The sequence below is a fragment of the Pseudomonas rubra genome, from assembly GCF_028656935.1.
In the GTDB taxonomy this organism is placed as follows: domain Bacteria; phylum Pseudomonadota; class Gammaproteobacteria; order Pseudomonadales; family Pseudomonadaceae; genus Aquipseudomonas; species Aquipseudomonas rubra.
In genome coordinates this window covers 1-15,289 of the sequence record NZ_JAMDGZ010000055.1, presented here as the reverse complement: position 1 = coordinate 15,289, position 15,289 = coordinate 1, and the positions used below count along the sequence as shown (strand labels likewise).

At 61.5% G+C, this 15,289-nt stretch carries 12 protein-coding genes and 1 tRNA gene; 5 read left to right on the top strand and 8 right to left on the bottom strand.

Going from position 1 to position 15,289, the window contains the following annotated elements; genetic code table 11:
* Positions 1–95: 95 nt before the first annotated feature.
* The 3 genes from M5G17_RS23015 to M5G17_RS23005 all read right to left on the bottom strand — a co-directional run bounded on the left by M5G17_RS23015 (position 96) and on the right by M5G17_RS23005 (position 1,981).
* Entirely contained in the window at positions 96–977 is an 882-nt protein-coding gene (locus M5G17_RS23015; RefSeq protein ID WP_273895191.1) for a serine hydrolase domain-containing protein, read from the bottom strand.
* Between the two features lie 187 nt (positions 978–1,164).
* Entirely contained in the window at positions 1,165–1,623 is a 459-nt protein-coding gene (locus M5G17_RS23010) for a hypothetical protein (RefSeq protein WP_273895190.1), read from the bottom strand.
* 284 nt (positions 1,624–1,907) lie between these two features.
* A tRNA-Cys gene (locus tag M5G17_RS23005) sits at positions 1,908–1,981 on the bottom strand.
* Between the two features lie 310 nt (positions 1,982–2,291).
* Between M5G17_RS23005 and alkB the strand changes: the two genes are divergently transcribed.
* The 3 genes from alkB to M5G17_RS22990 all read left to right on the top strand — a co-directional run bounded on the left by alkB (position 2,292) and on the right by M5G17_RS22990 (position 5,306).
* Complete coding sequence (gene alkB / locus M5G17_RS23000) at positions 2,292–2,948, top strand: DNA oxidative demethylase AlkB (protein ID WP_273895189.1); 657 nt, start codon at positions 2,292–2,294, stop codon at positions 2,946–2,948.
* A 36-nt stretch (positions 2,949–2,984) separates the two neighbouring features.
* Entirely contained in the window at positions 2,985–3,947 is a 963-nt protein-coding gene (locus M5G17_RS22995) for an alpha/beta hydrolase (protein ID WP_273895188.1), read from the top strand.
* Positions 3,948–4,028: 81 nt separating this feature from the next.
* The gene (locus tag M5G17_RS22990) at positions 4,029–5,306 is read left to right on the top strand and encodes a bifunctional O-acetylhomoserine aminocarboxypropyltransferase/cysteine synthase (RefSeq protein WP_273895187.1); all 1,278 of its coding nucleotides are present in this window, start codon (positions 4,029–4,031) and stop codon (positions 5,304–5,306) included.
* Positions 5,307–5,371: 65 nt separating this feature from the next.
* Here M5G17_RS22990 and M5G17_RS22985 read toward each other — a convergent pair whose 3' ends face one another.
* Positions 5,372–7,222, bottom strand: coding sequence for a polyurethane esterase (locus tag M5G17_RS22985; protein ID WP_273895186.1), 1,851 nt, complete (start codon positions 7,220–7,222; stop codon positions 5,372–5,374).
* Positions 7,223–7,473: 251 nt separating this feature from the next.
* On the opposite strand from M5G17_RS22985, the gene M5G17_RS22980 reads away from it, so the two are divergent.
* Positions 7,474–9,393 carry a DNA topoisomerase III gene (locus M5G17_RS22980; protein WP_273895185.1) on the top strand — a complete coding sequence of 640 codons (1,920 nt, stop codon included), beginning with the start codon at positions 7,474–7,476 and terminating at the stop codon, positions 9,391–9,393.
* A 30-nt stretch (positions 9,394–9,423) separates the two neighbouring features.
* Here M5G17_RS22980 and M5G17_RS22975 read toward each other — a convergent pair whose 3' ends face one another.
* Entirely contained in the window at positions 9,424–10,254 is an 831-nt protein-coding gene (locus M5G17_RS22975; protein WP_273895184.1) for a class I SAM-dependent methyltransferase, read from the bottom strand.
* Positions 10,255–10,356: 102 nt separating this feature from the next.
* On the opposite strand from M5G17_RS22975, the gene M5G17_RS22970 reads away from it, so the two are divergent.
* Positions 10,357–10,758, top strand: a complete 402-nt coding sequence (locus tag M5G17_RS22970) for a GFA family protein (protein WP_273895183.1) — start codon at positions 10,357–10,359, stop codon at positions 10,756–10,758.
* On the opposite strand, the gene M5G17_RS22965 is transcribed toward M5G17_RS22970, so the two are convergent.
* The 3 genes from M5G17_RS22965 to M5G17_RS22955 form a co-directional block, all read right to left on the bottom strand.
* The gene (locus M5G17_RS22965; protein ID WP_273895182.1) at positions 10,736–12,829 is read right to left on the bottom strand and encodes a TonB-dependent siderophore receptor; all 2,094 of its coding nucleotides are present in this window, start codon (positions 12,827–12,829) and stop codon (positions 10,736–10,738) included. The two genes, M5G17_RS22970 and M5G17_RS22965, sit on opposite strands and share 23 nt — an antisense overlap.
* Before the next feature lie 97 nt (positions 12,830–12,926).
* Entirely contained in the window at positions 12,927–13,868 is a 942-nt protein-coding gene (locus tag M5G17_RS22960) for a p-hydroxyphenylacetate 3-hydroxylase reductase component (protein ID WP_273895181.1), read from the bottom strand.
* A gap of 57 nt (positions 13,869–13,925) precedes the next feature.
* Positions 13,926–15,095 carry a p-hydroxyphenylacetate 3-hydroxylase oxygenase component gene (locus M5G17_RS22955; RefSeq protein WP_273895180.1) on the bottom strand — a complete coding sequence of 390 codons (1,170 nt, stop codon included), beginning with the start codon at positions 15,093–15,095 and terminating at the stop codon, positions 13,926–13,928.
* Positions 15,096–15,289: the final 194 nt, after the last annotated feature.

Sequence of the window (15,289 nt, the reverse complement as noted above, 5' to 3'; positions counted from 1 at the left end):
GCTTTCACTCCTTATGAGATGCAAAAGCCGTGGGCAAACGTCTGTGTAGCGCATTGCGTTCAATTGATTTCTTCTCACCTTCGACCAACCAACGTTCAAGCGCCAACAGCGATCAAAAGCCGCTGCAAAACCTTCGCCTCAATCAGCCCCTCATCGCCGCCCTGATCGAACATAGAACAGATCGCCACATTGCTGCCACTCAAGCAATGAAATACTGCAATGACACCACCCGGCCCTGCACCAGTATGCCCCGTCAGTGTATGCCCACTTTTTGTGCCCCCGATCATCAGGCCAAGTCCGTAGCCAGGAGTGGCCCACGGCCTTCCCGGCATTGATCCGCCCAGCACTACCGCATCTTGCATTTCGTGTAGCAAAGAGGGTGGAAGGAGCTGTCCAGTTAACAACTGGCTCAATAAAGCAGTCGACGCTGAAAGCGGGCCTACCAGCAATCCGTGATAGACCCAGCCAGGGTGGTACGAAGAGATGCTTTCTGGGAAGACCTCATTGAAGTCTTCTGGTGTTTTGGCAAGTCGAACATGGGTCAAACCAAGGGGGGAAAATACGCGATGGGCCAAGGCCTTCTCAAGACTCAGCCCGGTCATTCGCTCAATCAGCTTCGCAACCAGCATGTAACCGACATTGGAGTAACGCCAAGCAGTTCCAGGCACGTAGCGCAATCGTGTACCGTCAAGACGCTCCATCATTTCGGCTGCTGACCAGGGAACCTGGCGTTCGGCAACTGCGGCGTGATAGGCCTTTAGTTCCGAGTAGTCTGCGAGCCCCGCCTGGTGCTTGAGTAGCTGTCGCAGAGTAAATGGGCCCTCCTGCACCGGATCGTCCAGCTGGATCAATCCATCACGTACAAGGGAAAGCGCCGCCGCCGCAAGCACCGGCTTGGTAAAGCTCCACCACGGCACAACGACGTCTGATTGCTCTGTCGGCACGTACTTACCGTTCAGTATTACGGAACAACGCATGTGTAGACATCCTTGTAGAGCGAAAGCTTAAGCCAGGCTCTGTATTAAAACCTTTTTTCACGCATGAGTTCATCCCGTTTACCAAAGGCTGCAGAAGATGCGGCGATCCCTACAACGCCAACGACGCGTGCAGCGATAGAGCGCTACATCCACTCTGCAGCCGATGTTGAGAGACTGGGCACCCAGCTCAATGAGGCGGCAGGTAGCGTCCTTCGCAAGTGATGTACGATGTCGCGCCAACGGCCCCAAGATTTCCCTTCCAATTAACGGCACCCGGATCAGAACCGTATACACCCGTACATTCCATCCCCCCATTTTTGTGAATATTGATGTGGTAATTACTTCCATTAATGTTAAACAGTAAACTCGCACCATCAGAGGCATACTTATTATCGTTCACAAGAACCGGATCAATGTCCAACTCTACCAAACACTTCGCTCGAGAAGTCGCATCAAAATCCGGGCCCAATATTGTAAGCCGAGACATTCCTGTATTGGGGGCATAAGTACTGCTCATAGACTCCCAGCGGCCAGCATTGGTATAGACCAATACATTCTCTAGTCGGAGCGGCACATCGCCTTGGCGAAGAAAGTTAAAAGAAGTCCTTACCATTTTAGTTCCCTCTATGTCCAATAAGGCCGCCATGGCCTGTTATACCACTTGAAGCACAGTAAAACGTGTGCTCGATTCCGTGCACGAGTACGTCGCATCTCCACTGATTGAAGGCGCAACGATACCTTTATTTAATAGCTGCTCTAGCGACCAAGGACAAGTCATGTCTGAAAAAAGGTATCGATCTGGCCCATGCTGCACAACCGGTGGGCGGACGCGCGCGGCTGCAAGGATGGAAGCAGGACTGAAGTGGCGGATCTTTTTTCCGACCCACAAAGAAAAACCCCGCAGACGTTAATCTGCGGGGCTTTCAATAATGGAGGCCGAGGTCGGAATCGAACCGGCGTAGACGGATTTGCAATCCGGAGCATAACCACTTTGCTACTCGGCCTCAAATGCCCGAGACCCTTTAAACTGCGATCTCAAACATATACAACTCTTTAAGGAAACAACTGACTAGAACCGCTATCCCCTTGAAAACGCTAGGCTTTTTTCGTGCCTCGCTTTCGATGGACGCAATTATGTACTCATTCCCCTGCTCTGGCAACCCCTTGAATTCAAAAAGTTTTATTTTTTCTTTCGAAGGGTGCCACGCGCCCCGAAGTGCAGGGTTCACGTGCAAGCAACAGGGTGACGGCAGCGTTGCCAAAGCGCGTTACTATACAGGCTCTGCACCCAACCCGCTGCCAGAATCGCCGCCCATGATGCAAACCGAACTGGATCTGTTCAACCCCGCCAGCCCCGCCGAGCCTTACTGGATCGGCAAGCAGGCGCTGGTGCTGCCGGGGTTTGCCCTGGCCTGGGTCGATACCCTGCTGCCTGCGTTGCGCCAGATCATCACCCGCGCGCCGTTGCGTCATATGCTGACCCCTGGCGGCCTGAACATGGCTGTGGGCTTGACCAATTGCGGGGCACTGGGCTGGATCAGCGATCGCCGCGGTTATCGCTACAGCCCGGTCGATCCGCTCAGCCAACAACCCTGGCCGGTCTTACCAGACGCATTGAGCGAGCTGGCCGCCCTCGCCGCTGCGGCCGCAGGCTTTGCCGATTTCTGCCCGGACGCTTGCCTGGTCAACTGTTATGAGCCGGGCAACCGCCTGAGCCTGCACCAGGACCGCGACGAGCGCGACTACAGCCAGCCGATTGTCTCGGTGTCGTTGGGTTTGCCGGCGGTGTTCCAGTTCGGTGGCCAGCGCCGCAACGATGCAACCCAGCGCATTGGCCTGCGCCACGGCGATGTGATGGTCTGGGGTGGCGAGGATCGCCTGCGCTTTCATGGCGTGCTGCCGCTTAAACCAGGCAGCCATCCGTTGCTGGGCAGCCGGCGGATCAACCTGACCTTGCGCAAGGCAGGTTGAACCAACCAACCATCACGGACAGGAGTCCTGTTAACCATGCAATGGATCAAAGCTTTGGCCCTGCTGGCCGCCACCCTGGCGTTTGCCAATTCCAGCATGGCTTACGACGAATCACCTCTGCAGATGCCAGGCCCCTTGGGGCCTCTGAGCGCAACCCTGCTCAGCGCCCGAGAGCTGGCACCGGTCGTCATACTGGTGCCGGGATCAGGCGCCACCGACCGCAATGGTAATAACAAAGCATCCGGGTTGCGCCCCTTCACCTTCAAACTACTGGCCGAGCGTCTGGCTGATCAAGGTATCAGTAGCCTGCGCATCGATAAGCGCGGGGTGCGTGACAGTGCCGGGGCAATTGCCGATGCCAATCAGGTGACTATCGACGATTACGCCAGCGATGTCCGCGCCTGGGTCACAACCTTGCGCAAGCGCGAGCCGCTGGTGCCGGTATGGTTGCTGGGGCATAGCCAGGGCGGCCTGATTGCCATGCTCGCAGCGCAAGACAACCCGGACATCAACGGCGTGATACTGGCGGCCAGCGCAGGCCGGCCACTCGCAACAATCATGATTGAGCAGTTGCAAGCCCACCCGGAGAATGCGCCACTGGTCGAACCGGGCATTGCCTTGATCCGCCGCCTGGAGGCGGGTGAAACGATAGCGAACGGGCAGATTCAAGAAGAATTGAAACCGCTGCTGCGCCAGGAAGTGCAAGGTTTGATCCGCAGCGAGATGGTTCGCGATCCGGCGCAGTTGATCGCCACCCTCAAGCAACCCGTGCTGATCATCCAGGGCGGACAGGATTTGCAGATTACGCCTGTCGATGCCAGGGCCCTGCAACAGGGCCAGGCAACGGCACGACTGGTGCTGCTGGAGCGGGCCAATCATGTCTTCAAGGATGTACCGAAAAGTGATCGGGCAGCCAATCTTGCGGCCTACAGTGATCCTCGCCTGCCATTGGCAGAAGGGTTAGCCGAGGCGGTAGGCGAATTTGTCCTGGGACACTGAGCCCGCTCCTACAGGCCTTGACCGTCACTCCCTGGCCGCTCCATGCTCTAGCCCCTCCCCCGACTTTCAAGGAACGATTGCATGAAGCTGGAAACCCTGGCCATCCACGCGGGCTTCAGCCCCGACCCGACCACCAAGGCCGTCGCGGTGCCGATTTACCAGACCACCTCTTTTGCTTTCGACGACACCCAGCACGGTGCCGACCTGTTCGACCTGAAAGTCGCCGGCAATATCTACAGCCGGATCATGAACCCCACCAACGATGTGCTCGAACAGCGCATGGCGGCCCTTGAAGGCGGTGTCGGTGCGCTGGCAGTGGCCTCGGGCATGGCGGCAATCACCTATGCGATCCAGACCGTGGCCGAGGCCGGCGACAATATTGTCTCGGTGGCCAAGCTCTACGGTGGCACCTATAACCTGCTGGCACATACCCTGCCACGCTTCGGCATCCAGACCCGCTTCGCCGCCCACGACGATATCGCGGCCCTCGAAGCGCTGATCGACAGCCGCACCAAGGCGGTGTTCTGCGAGTCGATCGGCAACCCGGCCGGCAATATCGTCGACCTCCAGGCCCTGGCCGACGCTGCGCACCGCCATGGCGTTCCACTGATCGTCGACAATACCGTGGCTACCCCGATTCTCTGCCGGCCGTTCGAGTATGGCGCCGATATCGTCGTGCACTCGCTGACCAAGTACATCGGCGGCCACGGCACCAGCATCGGCGGCATCGTCATCGACTCGGGCAAATTCCCCTGGGCCGAGAACAAAGAGCGCTTTGCCCTGCTCAACACCCCCGACCCGTCGTACCACGGCGTGACCTACACCGAAGCCTTCGGGCCTGCTGCCTTTATCGGCCGTTGCCGGGTGGTGCCGCTACGCAATACCGGGGCTGCGCTGTCACCATTCAACGCCTTCCTTATTCTGCAAGGCCTGGAGACCCTGGCCCTGCGCATGGAACGCCACACCGAGAATGCGCTCAAGGTCGCCCGCTACCTGCAAGCGCACGATCAGGTCGCCTGGGTGAAGTACGCCGGCCTGCCCGATCACCCCGAGCACGAACTGGCCAAACGTTACACCGCAGGCAAGCCAGCCTCGATCCTATCGTTCGGTATCAAGGGTGGCCAGGAGGCCGGCGCGCGCTTTATCGATGCACTGCAACTGGTGGTGCGCCTGGTCAACATCGGCGATGCCAAGTCCCTGGCCTGCCACCCGGCGTCCACCACCCACCGCCAGCTCAACGACGAAGAGCTGGAGCGGGCCGGTGTGCCGCGGGACATGGTGCGCCTGTCGATCGGCATCGAACACAGCGATGACATCATTGCTGATCTGAGCCAGGCGCTTGAGGCCAGTCGCGGCTGACTTGATCGCCACTGCGGCGCTGGCCGGCAAACCCGCGTAAGGCTTGCCGGCCAGCATTCGCTCACTCAGGCGATGACTATCTGCCCGGCACTCAGGCTCTCGGCGGATACCCCGACCAGGGTCACGCTGTCGGCGCCAAAGCGCAGCACCGTGTCATTACCCTCCTGGCTCAGGTGCTGACGAAAATCGGGCTGCGCCGTGCCGCCATCAACGCCAACGAACACCAGGCGATCATCGCCACCAAAGCCCTGGACCTGATCCCGACCAAAGTGTCCGCTGAACAGGAAGGTGTCGCTGCCACCGCCCGAGACCAGCACATCATTACCCGCGCCGCCGACGAACACGTCGTTGCCGCGGCCGCCCTGCAAGTGGTCGTTACCGTCCAGGCCGAACAGCCAGTCACCCTTGGCACTCGCGCTGAGGCTGTCGTTGCCGGCCGTACCATTGTGGCTGCTGGCATAGGCGTGCAGCTTGCCGCTGGAGAGCAAGCCTTGCGCATCCATCTGGTGGCTGACGTCCTTGCTGAAGAACACCAGGCTGGATTCCTTGCTGACCAGCGTCTCGACCTGATTGACCAGGCTGATTCCGCCCGCCGCGTCGCGCAGGTACAGGGTGCCGTTGCCATCGCGGGCGATGTCGAGCTCGCCCAGGGCCTGGCCGAGTTTCAGGGTATCGTGCCCGGCGCCGCCATCGATCAGGTTGTAACCGCCGTCGTCACGGAAGGTGTCATTGCCGGCGCGGCCTTCCAGGTAGTCGTTGCCACGCCCGCCATGAATCAGGTCGCCGGCCTCGGAGCCGATGATGAAGGTGCTGCCGGTGTGGGTTTCGGCGTTGCGGTTGAGGTCCTCGACCCAGGTCGAGCCACGGGTGACGTCGGACAGGTTGCTGACCAGGATGGTCGAGTCCTTGGCCGTCCATTCATAGAAGGTCGAGTTCAGCACCCGGCCCAGGCCGTCGCCGTAGGCCGTCGGCAAATGCGCGAGCCAAGTGGCGACATTGCCGATCGAATACGGCAGCAGGTTCCAGGCATCGGAGGCGTAATGATCATTGAAGTTGACGATGTTGTCGGTGCTCGAAGGCTTGGCGCCGTCGTGCACGCCGACGGTTGCCCAGTCGAGACTCGAACCATTGAGGGCGCGGAACACCGGGTCGTTCTCGTAGCCGATGTTCAACACCTTGCTGCTGTCGCTGGCCTGGGTCGGAGAAGCAAAGGCAACGTAACGGGAATTCTCATAAAAGCCCCCCCACTTTTCGCCGCTGAGCTCAGCCAGACTGTTGACGCCCAAGCCACCGAGGCTGTGGCCGCTGACCGTGATGTCGGCGCCGTTGAGGCCGTTTGCCTTGGCAAACTTGGCGACATCCTCGAACAGGCGGCCGAAGGCATTGGCGGCGTAGTTCTTGGCATAGCCCGCCGGGCCGATCGCGGCCATCAGGTCATTGATGGCGTCGCTAATGGTATCGCCTATCAGGTTTTCCCGCGGGCCGCTCGTACCACGAAAGGCAATGCCCAGCCCGCTCAACTGGCCGGCGGCATCATACTTGCCGAGGATTTCCACCTGGGCACTGGTGTAGCCGGCGTTTTCGCCGTGGAACGTGCCACGAAAATCGCTGTTGCCCTGATAGCCTAACTGCTTGGCGCTGATCGGCGTCCAGCCCGCTGCCTTGACGGCGGCCAAGGCCTGGGCTTCGGAGTCCGGGTTCCAGGGGATGCCGGGGATCGCCCCCTGGCTGTCGGTGCCGCCAATCAGCGCCTTGATCAAGGTGGCGGGTAAACCAAGGCCGAAACCATTTTGCTGGTAACCCACGGCAAAGCCGTTGTCGATGCCGTGGTAGGAATAAAGGGTCAAGGCCATGGCGTCGCTGTAGAGGGCTTTGGAGCTGGCGCTGTCGAGGTTGCGGTAATCAAAAACGGGCATGGCAAACATCCTTGTACAGGTGGCAGAACACCCTGGCGAAATCGTCCGTTGACACACCTCGGGGCAAGGTCAAACGCTGCCACAGAGACGAATTGGCCGTCCATGGCGATGTCGAGGACTAGCCGGCCAAATGCGAGGAGTTTTCGTTGCCCGCACCGGCAACACAAAGCTGTATATCCATACAGATAAAACTTGCCACGCCTGGCAAACCTGCGCATCCTATGACCTTTCCCGGCCATAGATCGAACGGCATGCGTCTGTTTCTCTGCGAAAAGCCTTCCCAGGCCAAAGACATCGCCAAAGTCCTCGGCGCCAACCGCCGCGGCGACGGCTGCTGGGTCGGCACCGACGTCACCGTCACCTGGTGCATCGGTCATCTGCTCGAAACCGCCCCGCCCGACAGCTACGACGCCCGCTATAAACGCTGGGTACTGAGCGACCTGCCGATCATTCCCGAGAAATGGAAGATGCTGGTCAAACCCAAGACCGCCAGCCAGTTCAAGGCGGTCAAGCGCCTGCTTGGCGAGGCCCGCGAACTGGTGATCGCCACTGATGCCGACCGCGAAGGCGAGATGATTGCCCGCGAGCTGGTCGAGCATTGCCGCTACCGTGGGCCAATCAGCCGTTTGTGGTTGTCGGCGCTGGACGACGCCTCGATCCGCAAGGCCCTGGCAGCGCTCAAGCCCGGTACCGAGACCTTCAGCCTTTACCATTCGGCCCTGGGGCGCTCGCGGGCCGACTGGCTGATCGGCATGAACATGAGCCGGCTGTTCACCCTGCTCGGCCGCCAGTCCGGTTACCAGGGCGTACTACCGGTGGGCCGGGTGCAAACCCCGACCTTGCGCCTGGTGGTGGACCGTGACCGCAGCATCGCTGACTTCGTGCCGGTGGCCTATTGGGCCATCGAGGTGCAACTGCAGAGCGCTGGCCAGCTGTTCAACGCGCAGTGGCGAGCGCCAGAGGACGCCTGCGACGACCAGGGCCGTTGCCTGAATCAGGCCCTGGCCCAGCAGGCGGCCGCAGCGATCACGGCAGCCAGCAGTGCCCAGGTGGTAAAAGTGGCCACCGAGCGCGTACGCGAAGCCGCACCGCTGCCCTTTGATCTGGGCACCCTGCAGGAGCTGTGCTCGAAAAAGCTCGGTCTGGGCGCCCAGGAGACCCTGGATATCGCCCAGGCCTTGTACGAAACCCACAAGCTGATTACCTACCCACGCAGCGACTGCGGTTACCTGCCGATAAGCCAGCACAGCGAGGCGCCAGCCATCCTCGCCGCCCTGCAACGCGCCGATGCCAGCCTTGCGCCCTTGCAGCCACACCTGCAGGCCCAGCGTCGCTCCCGGGCCTGGAACGATGCCAAGGTCAGCGCCCACCACGGCATCATTCCCACCGCTGCAGCCAGCGACCCTTCACGCCTGCCGGCCAAGCACAAGGCGGTCTACACCCTGATCCGCGCCCGCTACCTGGCGCAGTTCCTGGCCAACCACGAGTACGATCGCACCCAGGCCGAGTTCGATTGCGCAGGCCAGGCCTTGCGGGCGGTGGGCAAGCAGATCGTCGAGCCCGGCTGGCGCCGCGCCCTGCCAGAAGCCCTGACGCCCGGCAAAGGCCGTGAGGCGCCGGTGGCCCAGGTATTGCCGCTGCTGCGCGAAGGCCAGGCGTGCGCAGTGGCCGGAGTCAACCTCAAAGACCTGTGGACCCAGCCGCCCAAGCCGTTCACCGAAGGCGACCTGATCAAGGCCATGAAGAACGTCGCCAAGCTGGTGGACGACCCGCGCCTCAAGCAAAAGCTCAAGGACACCACTGGTATCGGCACCGAGGCCACCCGTGCCGGGATCATCCAGGGCCTGCTCGATCGCGGTTACCTGGTGAAGAACGGCAAGGCCCTGAGCGCCACCCCGGCGGCGTTCAGCCTGATCGATGCAGTGCCGCGAGCGATTGCCGACCCGGGCACCACGGCGATCTGGGAGCAAGCCCTGGACATGGTGCAGAGCGGTGAGATGAGCCTGGAAACCTTTGTCGCCAAGCAGTCGGCGTGGATGAGCAAGCAGGTCGAGCGCTGCGCCGGCATGCGCCTGACCATCAGTGGCCCGGCGACCCCGGCCGGGCGCACGGGCACACCGTGGAAGAAGAAGCGCAAGAGCAGTGCGCGTAAACCGAAGGCAACAGCGTAGGATCGCCGCACCGCCCACTGATCCTCTGTCTTAGCCAGCCTTCAACTTGACTGCCTGCAAGGTATAGCTCAACGGCAAGCGCCAGCGATCCTTGTCCAGCGACCACTCCCCTGCAGCGTCTTTGCTCATCTGCCCCGGCAGTGCCTCCCAGGGGATGCTGTCGTGTTCCACCAGCGCGGTGATCTGCAAGCCATGCTGAAGCAAGGCAGTGATGATCTCGCCAAGGCCGTGGTTCCACTCGTGGGTGACCGTCTGCTCAAGCAACCTGTCGGTCTGCACATAGGTCTGGCCACTGTCCCACACCGTCGATGCTTCACGTTCGAAGTACGGGTACTCGATTACCAACTGCTCCTGATGGTCTTCATTCACCGCCAACAGCATCGGGTGGCCTTCGCGCAGGAACAGCCGCCCACCGGGTTTGAGCAAGGCAGCAACGGTGCGCGCCCAAGGCTCGATGTGCGGCAGCCAGATCAACGCGCCAATGCCGGTGTACACCAGGTCGAACGTGGCCGGCGCCAGTACCTGGTCAGCGGCATACACATCCGATTCGACGTAGTCGATGCCTGCCCCGCAGCGCTCGGCCAACGCCTGCGCCTGGGCCAATGACTGCGACGAGAAATCCAGCCCGCTGACTTCGGCGCCAAGGCGCGCCAGCGACAAGGTATCGGTGCCGATATGGCACTGCAGGTGAACGGTACGCAACCCGCGGATGTCGCCCAGGCGCGGCAGGTCGAAACGCACCACCTCGGACAAATGCGCCGGGTCGGCGATGAATTTGTCCACTTCATAATCGCTGGAAGCGGCGTGCAATGGCGCACGCTCATCCCAGCTACGACGATTGAGTTCGATCGGATCAGTCATCAAGGCTCTCCTTTGCGGCCCCAACCTTAGCGGCATACCCGGGTGCCCGACAAGTGCGGTATAACTTGCGCACACCTGTAGGCAGTCAACCCGGAGACAACAATGGACGTTGTAACTTACAGCGGTGGTTGCCTGTGCGCAGCCATCCGCTTTACCGCCACCGGCCCCGCCCTCAACCCCCACTGCTGCTCGTGCAAGTGGTGCCAGCGCCATACCGGCGCGCTGACGGCCACTTGGGTGGAGTTCGCCCGTGAACAGGTCAGTTGGACCGGTCCCGCTGGTGCTCCAGCAACTTTTCGCTCCTCGGACTATTCCAGCCGGGCATTCTGCCCCTCGTGCGGCAGTTCGTTGGGCGCCATCGATGATCAGCCGACCGTGGCGTTGCTACTGGGCTGCTTCGACAACAACCAGGACCCGGCGCTGACACCGACAGCTCATTCGTTCAACGACCAGTTGCCGCGCTGGTGGTGCGTACAGGGGTCTACAGCGCCAGGCTCAGACTGAGCATCAGGTTGCGTGGCTCTCCCGGCAGGTTCCAGGCGGCGTTGTAGCCACGCTCGTAGTACTTGCGGTCGAACAGGTTGTTCAGGTTCAGCCCCAGCGTGGCCTGTTCGCTGACCTCGTAGTGGGCCAGCAGATCGACCGTGCTGTAGCTGGGCAGGCGAAAGCTGCTGCCGGCCTGGCCGGAGCGCTCACCCACGTAGTTGGCGGCAGCGCCCACGTCCGAACCCAGCAGCGGCCCGCTCTGGAATTCGTAGACCGCCATCAGGCTGCCACTGTGCCGGGGGATACCGAGCAGGTCGCTGCCTTTGGGCAAGGCAGCGTCGCCCTTGGTCACTTCGGCGTCAATGTAGGCATAGGCGCCGATCAGCCGCACCGCCTCGCTCACCTGGCCGCTGAACTGCAGGTCGACCCCTTGGCTGCGGGCCTTGCCGGCCGCAATGCTCTCACCGGAGGCATCGGTGGTGATGACGTTCTCTTTGTCGATATGAAACAACGCCAGGGTCGCCCCCAGGCGACTGTCGAACAGGTCGAGCTTGAGCCCGGTTTCATAACCCAGGCCCTTCTCCGGTTTGTAGATCTGGCCCCGGGTGCCCATGCTGTTGGGCTTGAATGAGGTTGAGGCGTTGGCGAACACACCCACCTGCGGGGTCAGTTGATACAGCAGGCCCAGCCGTGGAGTGGCCACGTCTTTTTCCTGACGGTTGCTGACCCGGCTGCTGCGGTTCTGCGCGGTCTGCTCGATATGCTCCAGTCGTACACCCAGCAGCCCGCGCAAACGCTCGGTGAAGGCAATCTGATCCTGCAGGTTGAGCGCGTAGCTTTCAGTACGTTCGAAAAAGTCATTGGGATTGATCAGCGGCGGCTTCGCCTGGCCGTACACCGGGTTGTAGATGTCCAGGCCGTAGCCCAGGGACGTGGCGCTTTGCGGGTACTTCTGGCTGTTGCGGTAGTTCTCGTACTCCAGGCCAACCAGGCTCTGGTGCTCCCAGCCGGCAAACTGGAACTGGCCATGCAGCTCGGCCTGAGTAATGTTGTCGTTCCACTCGAAATCGCGCTCCCGGTAGAAACGGCTGATGGTCGTGCCGACCACCCGCGACGGCTCGGAACTGTTGCCCTTGAGCCGGCCCTGGGTGTAGTGGTTGGCCAGTCGCAGCTTCCAGCTGTCGTTGAGGGTATGCTCCAAGGTCAGATCGAGGGTCTGATTGTCGTTGCGAACGCGGCCATCGTTGGGCTCACCGAGGAAAGTCGAGCGGCTGACCGAACCCATCTGATTGTTCACCGCCGGGATACCGCGGTCGAATACCGACTCGGTGCGCGAGAATTCGCTGTCGATCGACAGCAAGGTTTCAGGGCTCAGTTGCCAGCTCAACGACGGGCTGACGATGCGCCGCTCACTGCCGACGTAATCGCGGAAACTGCCGTTATCTTCCACCGCCATGTTGACCCGTGCCAGCACCCTGGCGTCTTCGCTCAGCGGCGTGTTGACGTCCAGGCTGCTGCGGTAGCGATCCCAACTGCCGGCGCTGGCCTTGAAGTGGCTGAAGGCCTCGGCTTGCGGCCGTTTGGTCACGATATTCACCAGCCCGCCCGGGTCGCCGCGCCCGTACAGGCTGGCCGCCGGTCCCTTGAGCACCTCGATGCGCTCGATGTTCGAGGTGTCGGGGGCGCTGTAGCTGCCGCGATTGACGGCAAAGCCGTTCTTGTACAGCTCGCCGGTGGTGAACCCGCGCACACTGTAATTGAGGAAGGTCAGGCCACCGAAGTTGTTCTGCCGGCTGACCCCACCAGCAAAGTCCAGGGCGCGGTCGATGCGTGTGCTGTTGAGGTCCTCGAGCACTTGGCTGGGCACCACGGCGATGCTTTGCGGGGTGTCGCGGATATCAGTGTCGGTCTTGGTTGCGGTGCTGGAACGGCTGGCGCGATAACCCTGCACCGGGCCGCTGGCGGTCTCTTCATAATGGCGCTCGTTGACGTTGAGGGCATCGAGCAGTATGGCGTCGGCAGCAGCGGCTGGCAGGGCCAGCAGTGTGGCGGACAGGCTCAGGGTTAACCTTCCTGCGGGATTGTTCATGGGGGCTCCTTAATATTAAGTAATAACATATCAATTAAGGAGGCAATGTAAAAGTATCGCGGGGCTGTGGGAGCTGGCTTGCCCCGCGATAGATTGCTCAACAACCGCGAATCACCGCCTGCAACACAGTCTTGAAGTTCGCGATCTGCTCACTGCTGAACTGTCCGAAGACCTTGTCCTGCTGTTCCCGGGCAATGCTCCACAGGCCTTCGGTCTGGTCGATGCCGGCCGGCGTCAGGCGCACATGCCCGGCCGCTTCGCTGTCACACACCAGCCCCTTGCGCTTGAGGTTGGCCACCGCTTCGTCGATCTCACGCGCCGGCATGGCGACCTCGCGTTGCAGGTCGACAAGGTTCAACCCGGCATCGTTCTCCAGAACCATCAGCATCCGTGCCTCACTGGTGCGCAGGCCGCTGGACAACTGGCGCGGCTGGTAGCTAGCCTGGTAAGCACGCAAAGCCTGGGTCATCAGGTAATAGAGGTTGTGGCTCAGGCGCCCCTGAAAATGGCTGCTGGGCGGCTGGCCCTCTTCGCGGCGGGTCATGCGCGTGTGCGGCAGCACCATCGAGTAGGCGCCCTGGTGATAGAGCAGCGGTGAACGGCCGCAATCGTCGAAAGCCACCACCTTGCCGAGCATGATCCAGTGATCGCCACCATCGATGATCTGATGGGTTTCACACTCAAAGCACGCCGAGCAATCGGCAAGGATTGGCGCCCCTCCCTCGCCCGCCCGATAGCCGATGCCGGCAAAACGGTCATCCTTGGGCTTGGCAAAGTTGTTCGACAGCTCGATCTGGTCGGCGGCGAGGATGTTCACCGCAAAGTGGCTGGCCGCCTGGAACACCGCCAGGCTGCTGGAGCGCTTGTCCAGGCTCCAGAGGATCAACGGCGGGTCGAGGGACACCGAGTTGAAACTGTTGGCAGTCACCCCGACCAGGTTGCCCTGGCCGTCGTTGGCGGTGACCACGGTAACGCCGGTGGCGAAGTTGCCCAGGGCGCGGCGAAAGGCGCGGCTGTCGAAAGCGCTTGTGCAAGACATGCAAGACTCCTCGGCGGCCATCGTTGGCAGCCGTCGTTGTTGTTAGGGTGGTGCGCTTCAGACCATGCTCGGGTCGGGCTCAAGGCCCATCAGCTCGCGGCCAAGAATCTGCGCACAGACGTCGTAGTCGGTGTAGGCATGGGCACCGGTCATGTGCGCATCGCGCCACAGCCGCTGCATCTCGTTGCTGTCGAACCAGGCCGTGCCGCCAGCGGCTTCAAACAGGCGATCGACCGCCTGAATGCACATCTTCACCGCATAGCCCTGGTTGGTACGCCAGAACGCCAGGGTCTCGCGCGAGGGGTATTGGTGACGCTCGCTGTGCTCGGCGTGCTCTTGCCAGGTCTTTTCCAGGAAGGCACGGGCGGCGGCAACCTGGTGGGTCGATTCGGCCAGGCGCATCAAGGCCGGCGTTGCGGCGCCGACATTGACCCCGGTGTAGGCGCGCACGCGGTTTTTGCTCTTGTCGCGGAAGGCCTCGAGCATGCGCTCGGCAATGCCAAGGCTGACGGTCGAGAAGCCACTGGCAAAGTACGGACGGTACGGCGAGTAGAACACCTTGCTGTCCGGGTACAGGCCAAAGCCTGCGGATTTGCCTTCCATCATGTCCCGGGCTTTCTGGATGCGGTGCTCGGGGACGAACACCCGGTCGATCACCAGGGTCTTGGTGCCGCTGCCCTTCATGCCGGCGGCGAACCAGTCGTCGCGGATCTGGTAGTCGCTGCGTGGCAGCACGGCGAAGCAGTAGTCCTGGGTGCCTTCGGCATTGGCCCGCCGACAACCGACTATCGCCCACTCGGCATGGTCGCTGCCGCTGCTCCAGCCCATCTCGCCACTGAACAGCAAGCCGCCCTCGACCTCCTCGACCTTGCCGAAGGGCGCGATACTGCTGCTGGCGGTGGCATCGGGATTGTCGCCCCAGACTTCCTCCTGCAGCTTGGCCGGGAACATTGCCAACTGGTGGCTGTGGGTGCACAGCAGGCTCATGGCCCAGGCGGTGCTGGCACAGGCGCCGGCGAGCAAGGCGATGCAATCGGCGAACTGCGGCAGGGGGATTTCCAGGCCTCCGTAGAGTTTGGGCAGGAAAGCGCGGTGCAGGCCAATGCCTTTGAGCAAGGCGATGTTCTGTTCCGGGACCTTGCGCTCGTGCTCGGCACGGGCGGCATTGGCGGCAATGGCAGGCAAGATCGCACGGAGGTCTTCGAGCAGCGGGTTTGGCTTTTTCATGAGGGGCCCTGCTTATTATTGGATGTCCACCGCCACCTGCGAAGTGGCAGATAGCAGTGGATGCAGGGCCAGTATGGGAGGCTTGGCTCAGGGGGAAAATGCAACTTCCATCGGCAAGATTGTACTTTTCATAGACCTCATCGCGGGGCAAGCCCGCTCCTACAGAGATAACAAAATCCCTGTGGGAGATTCTA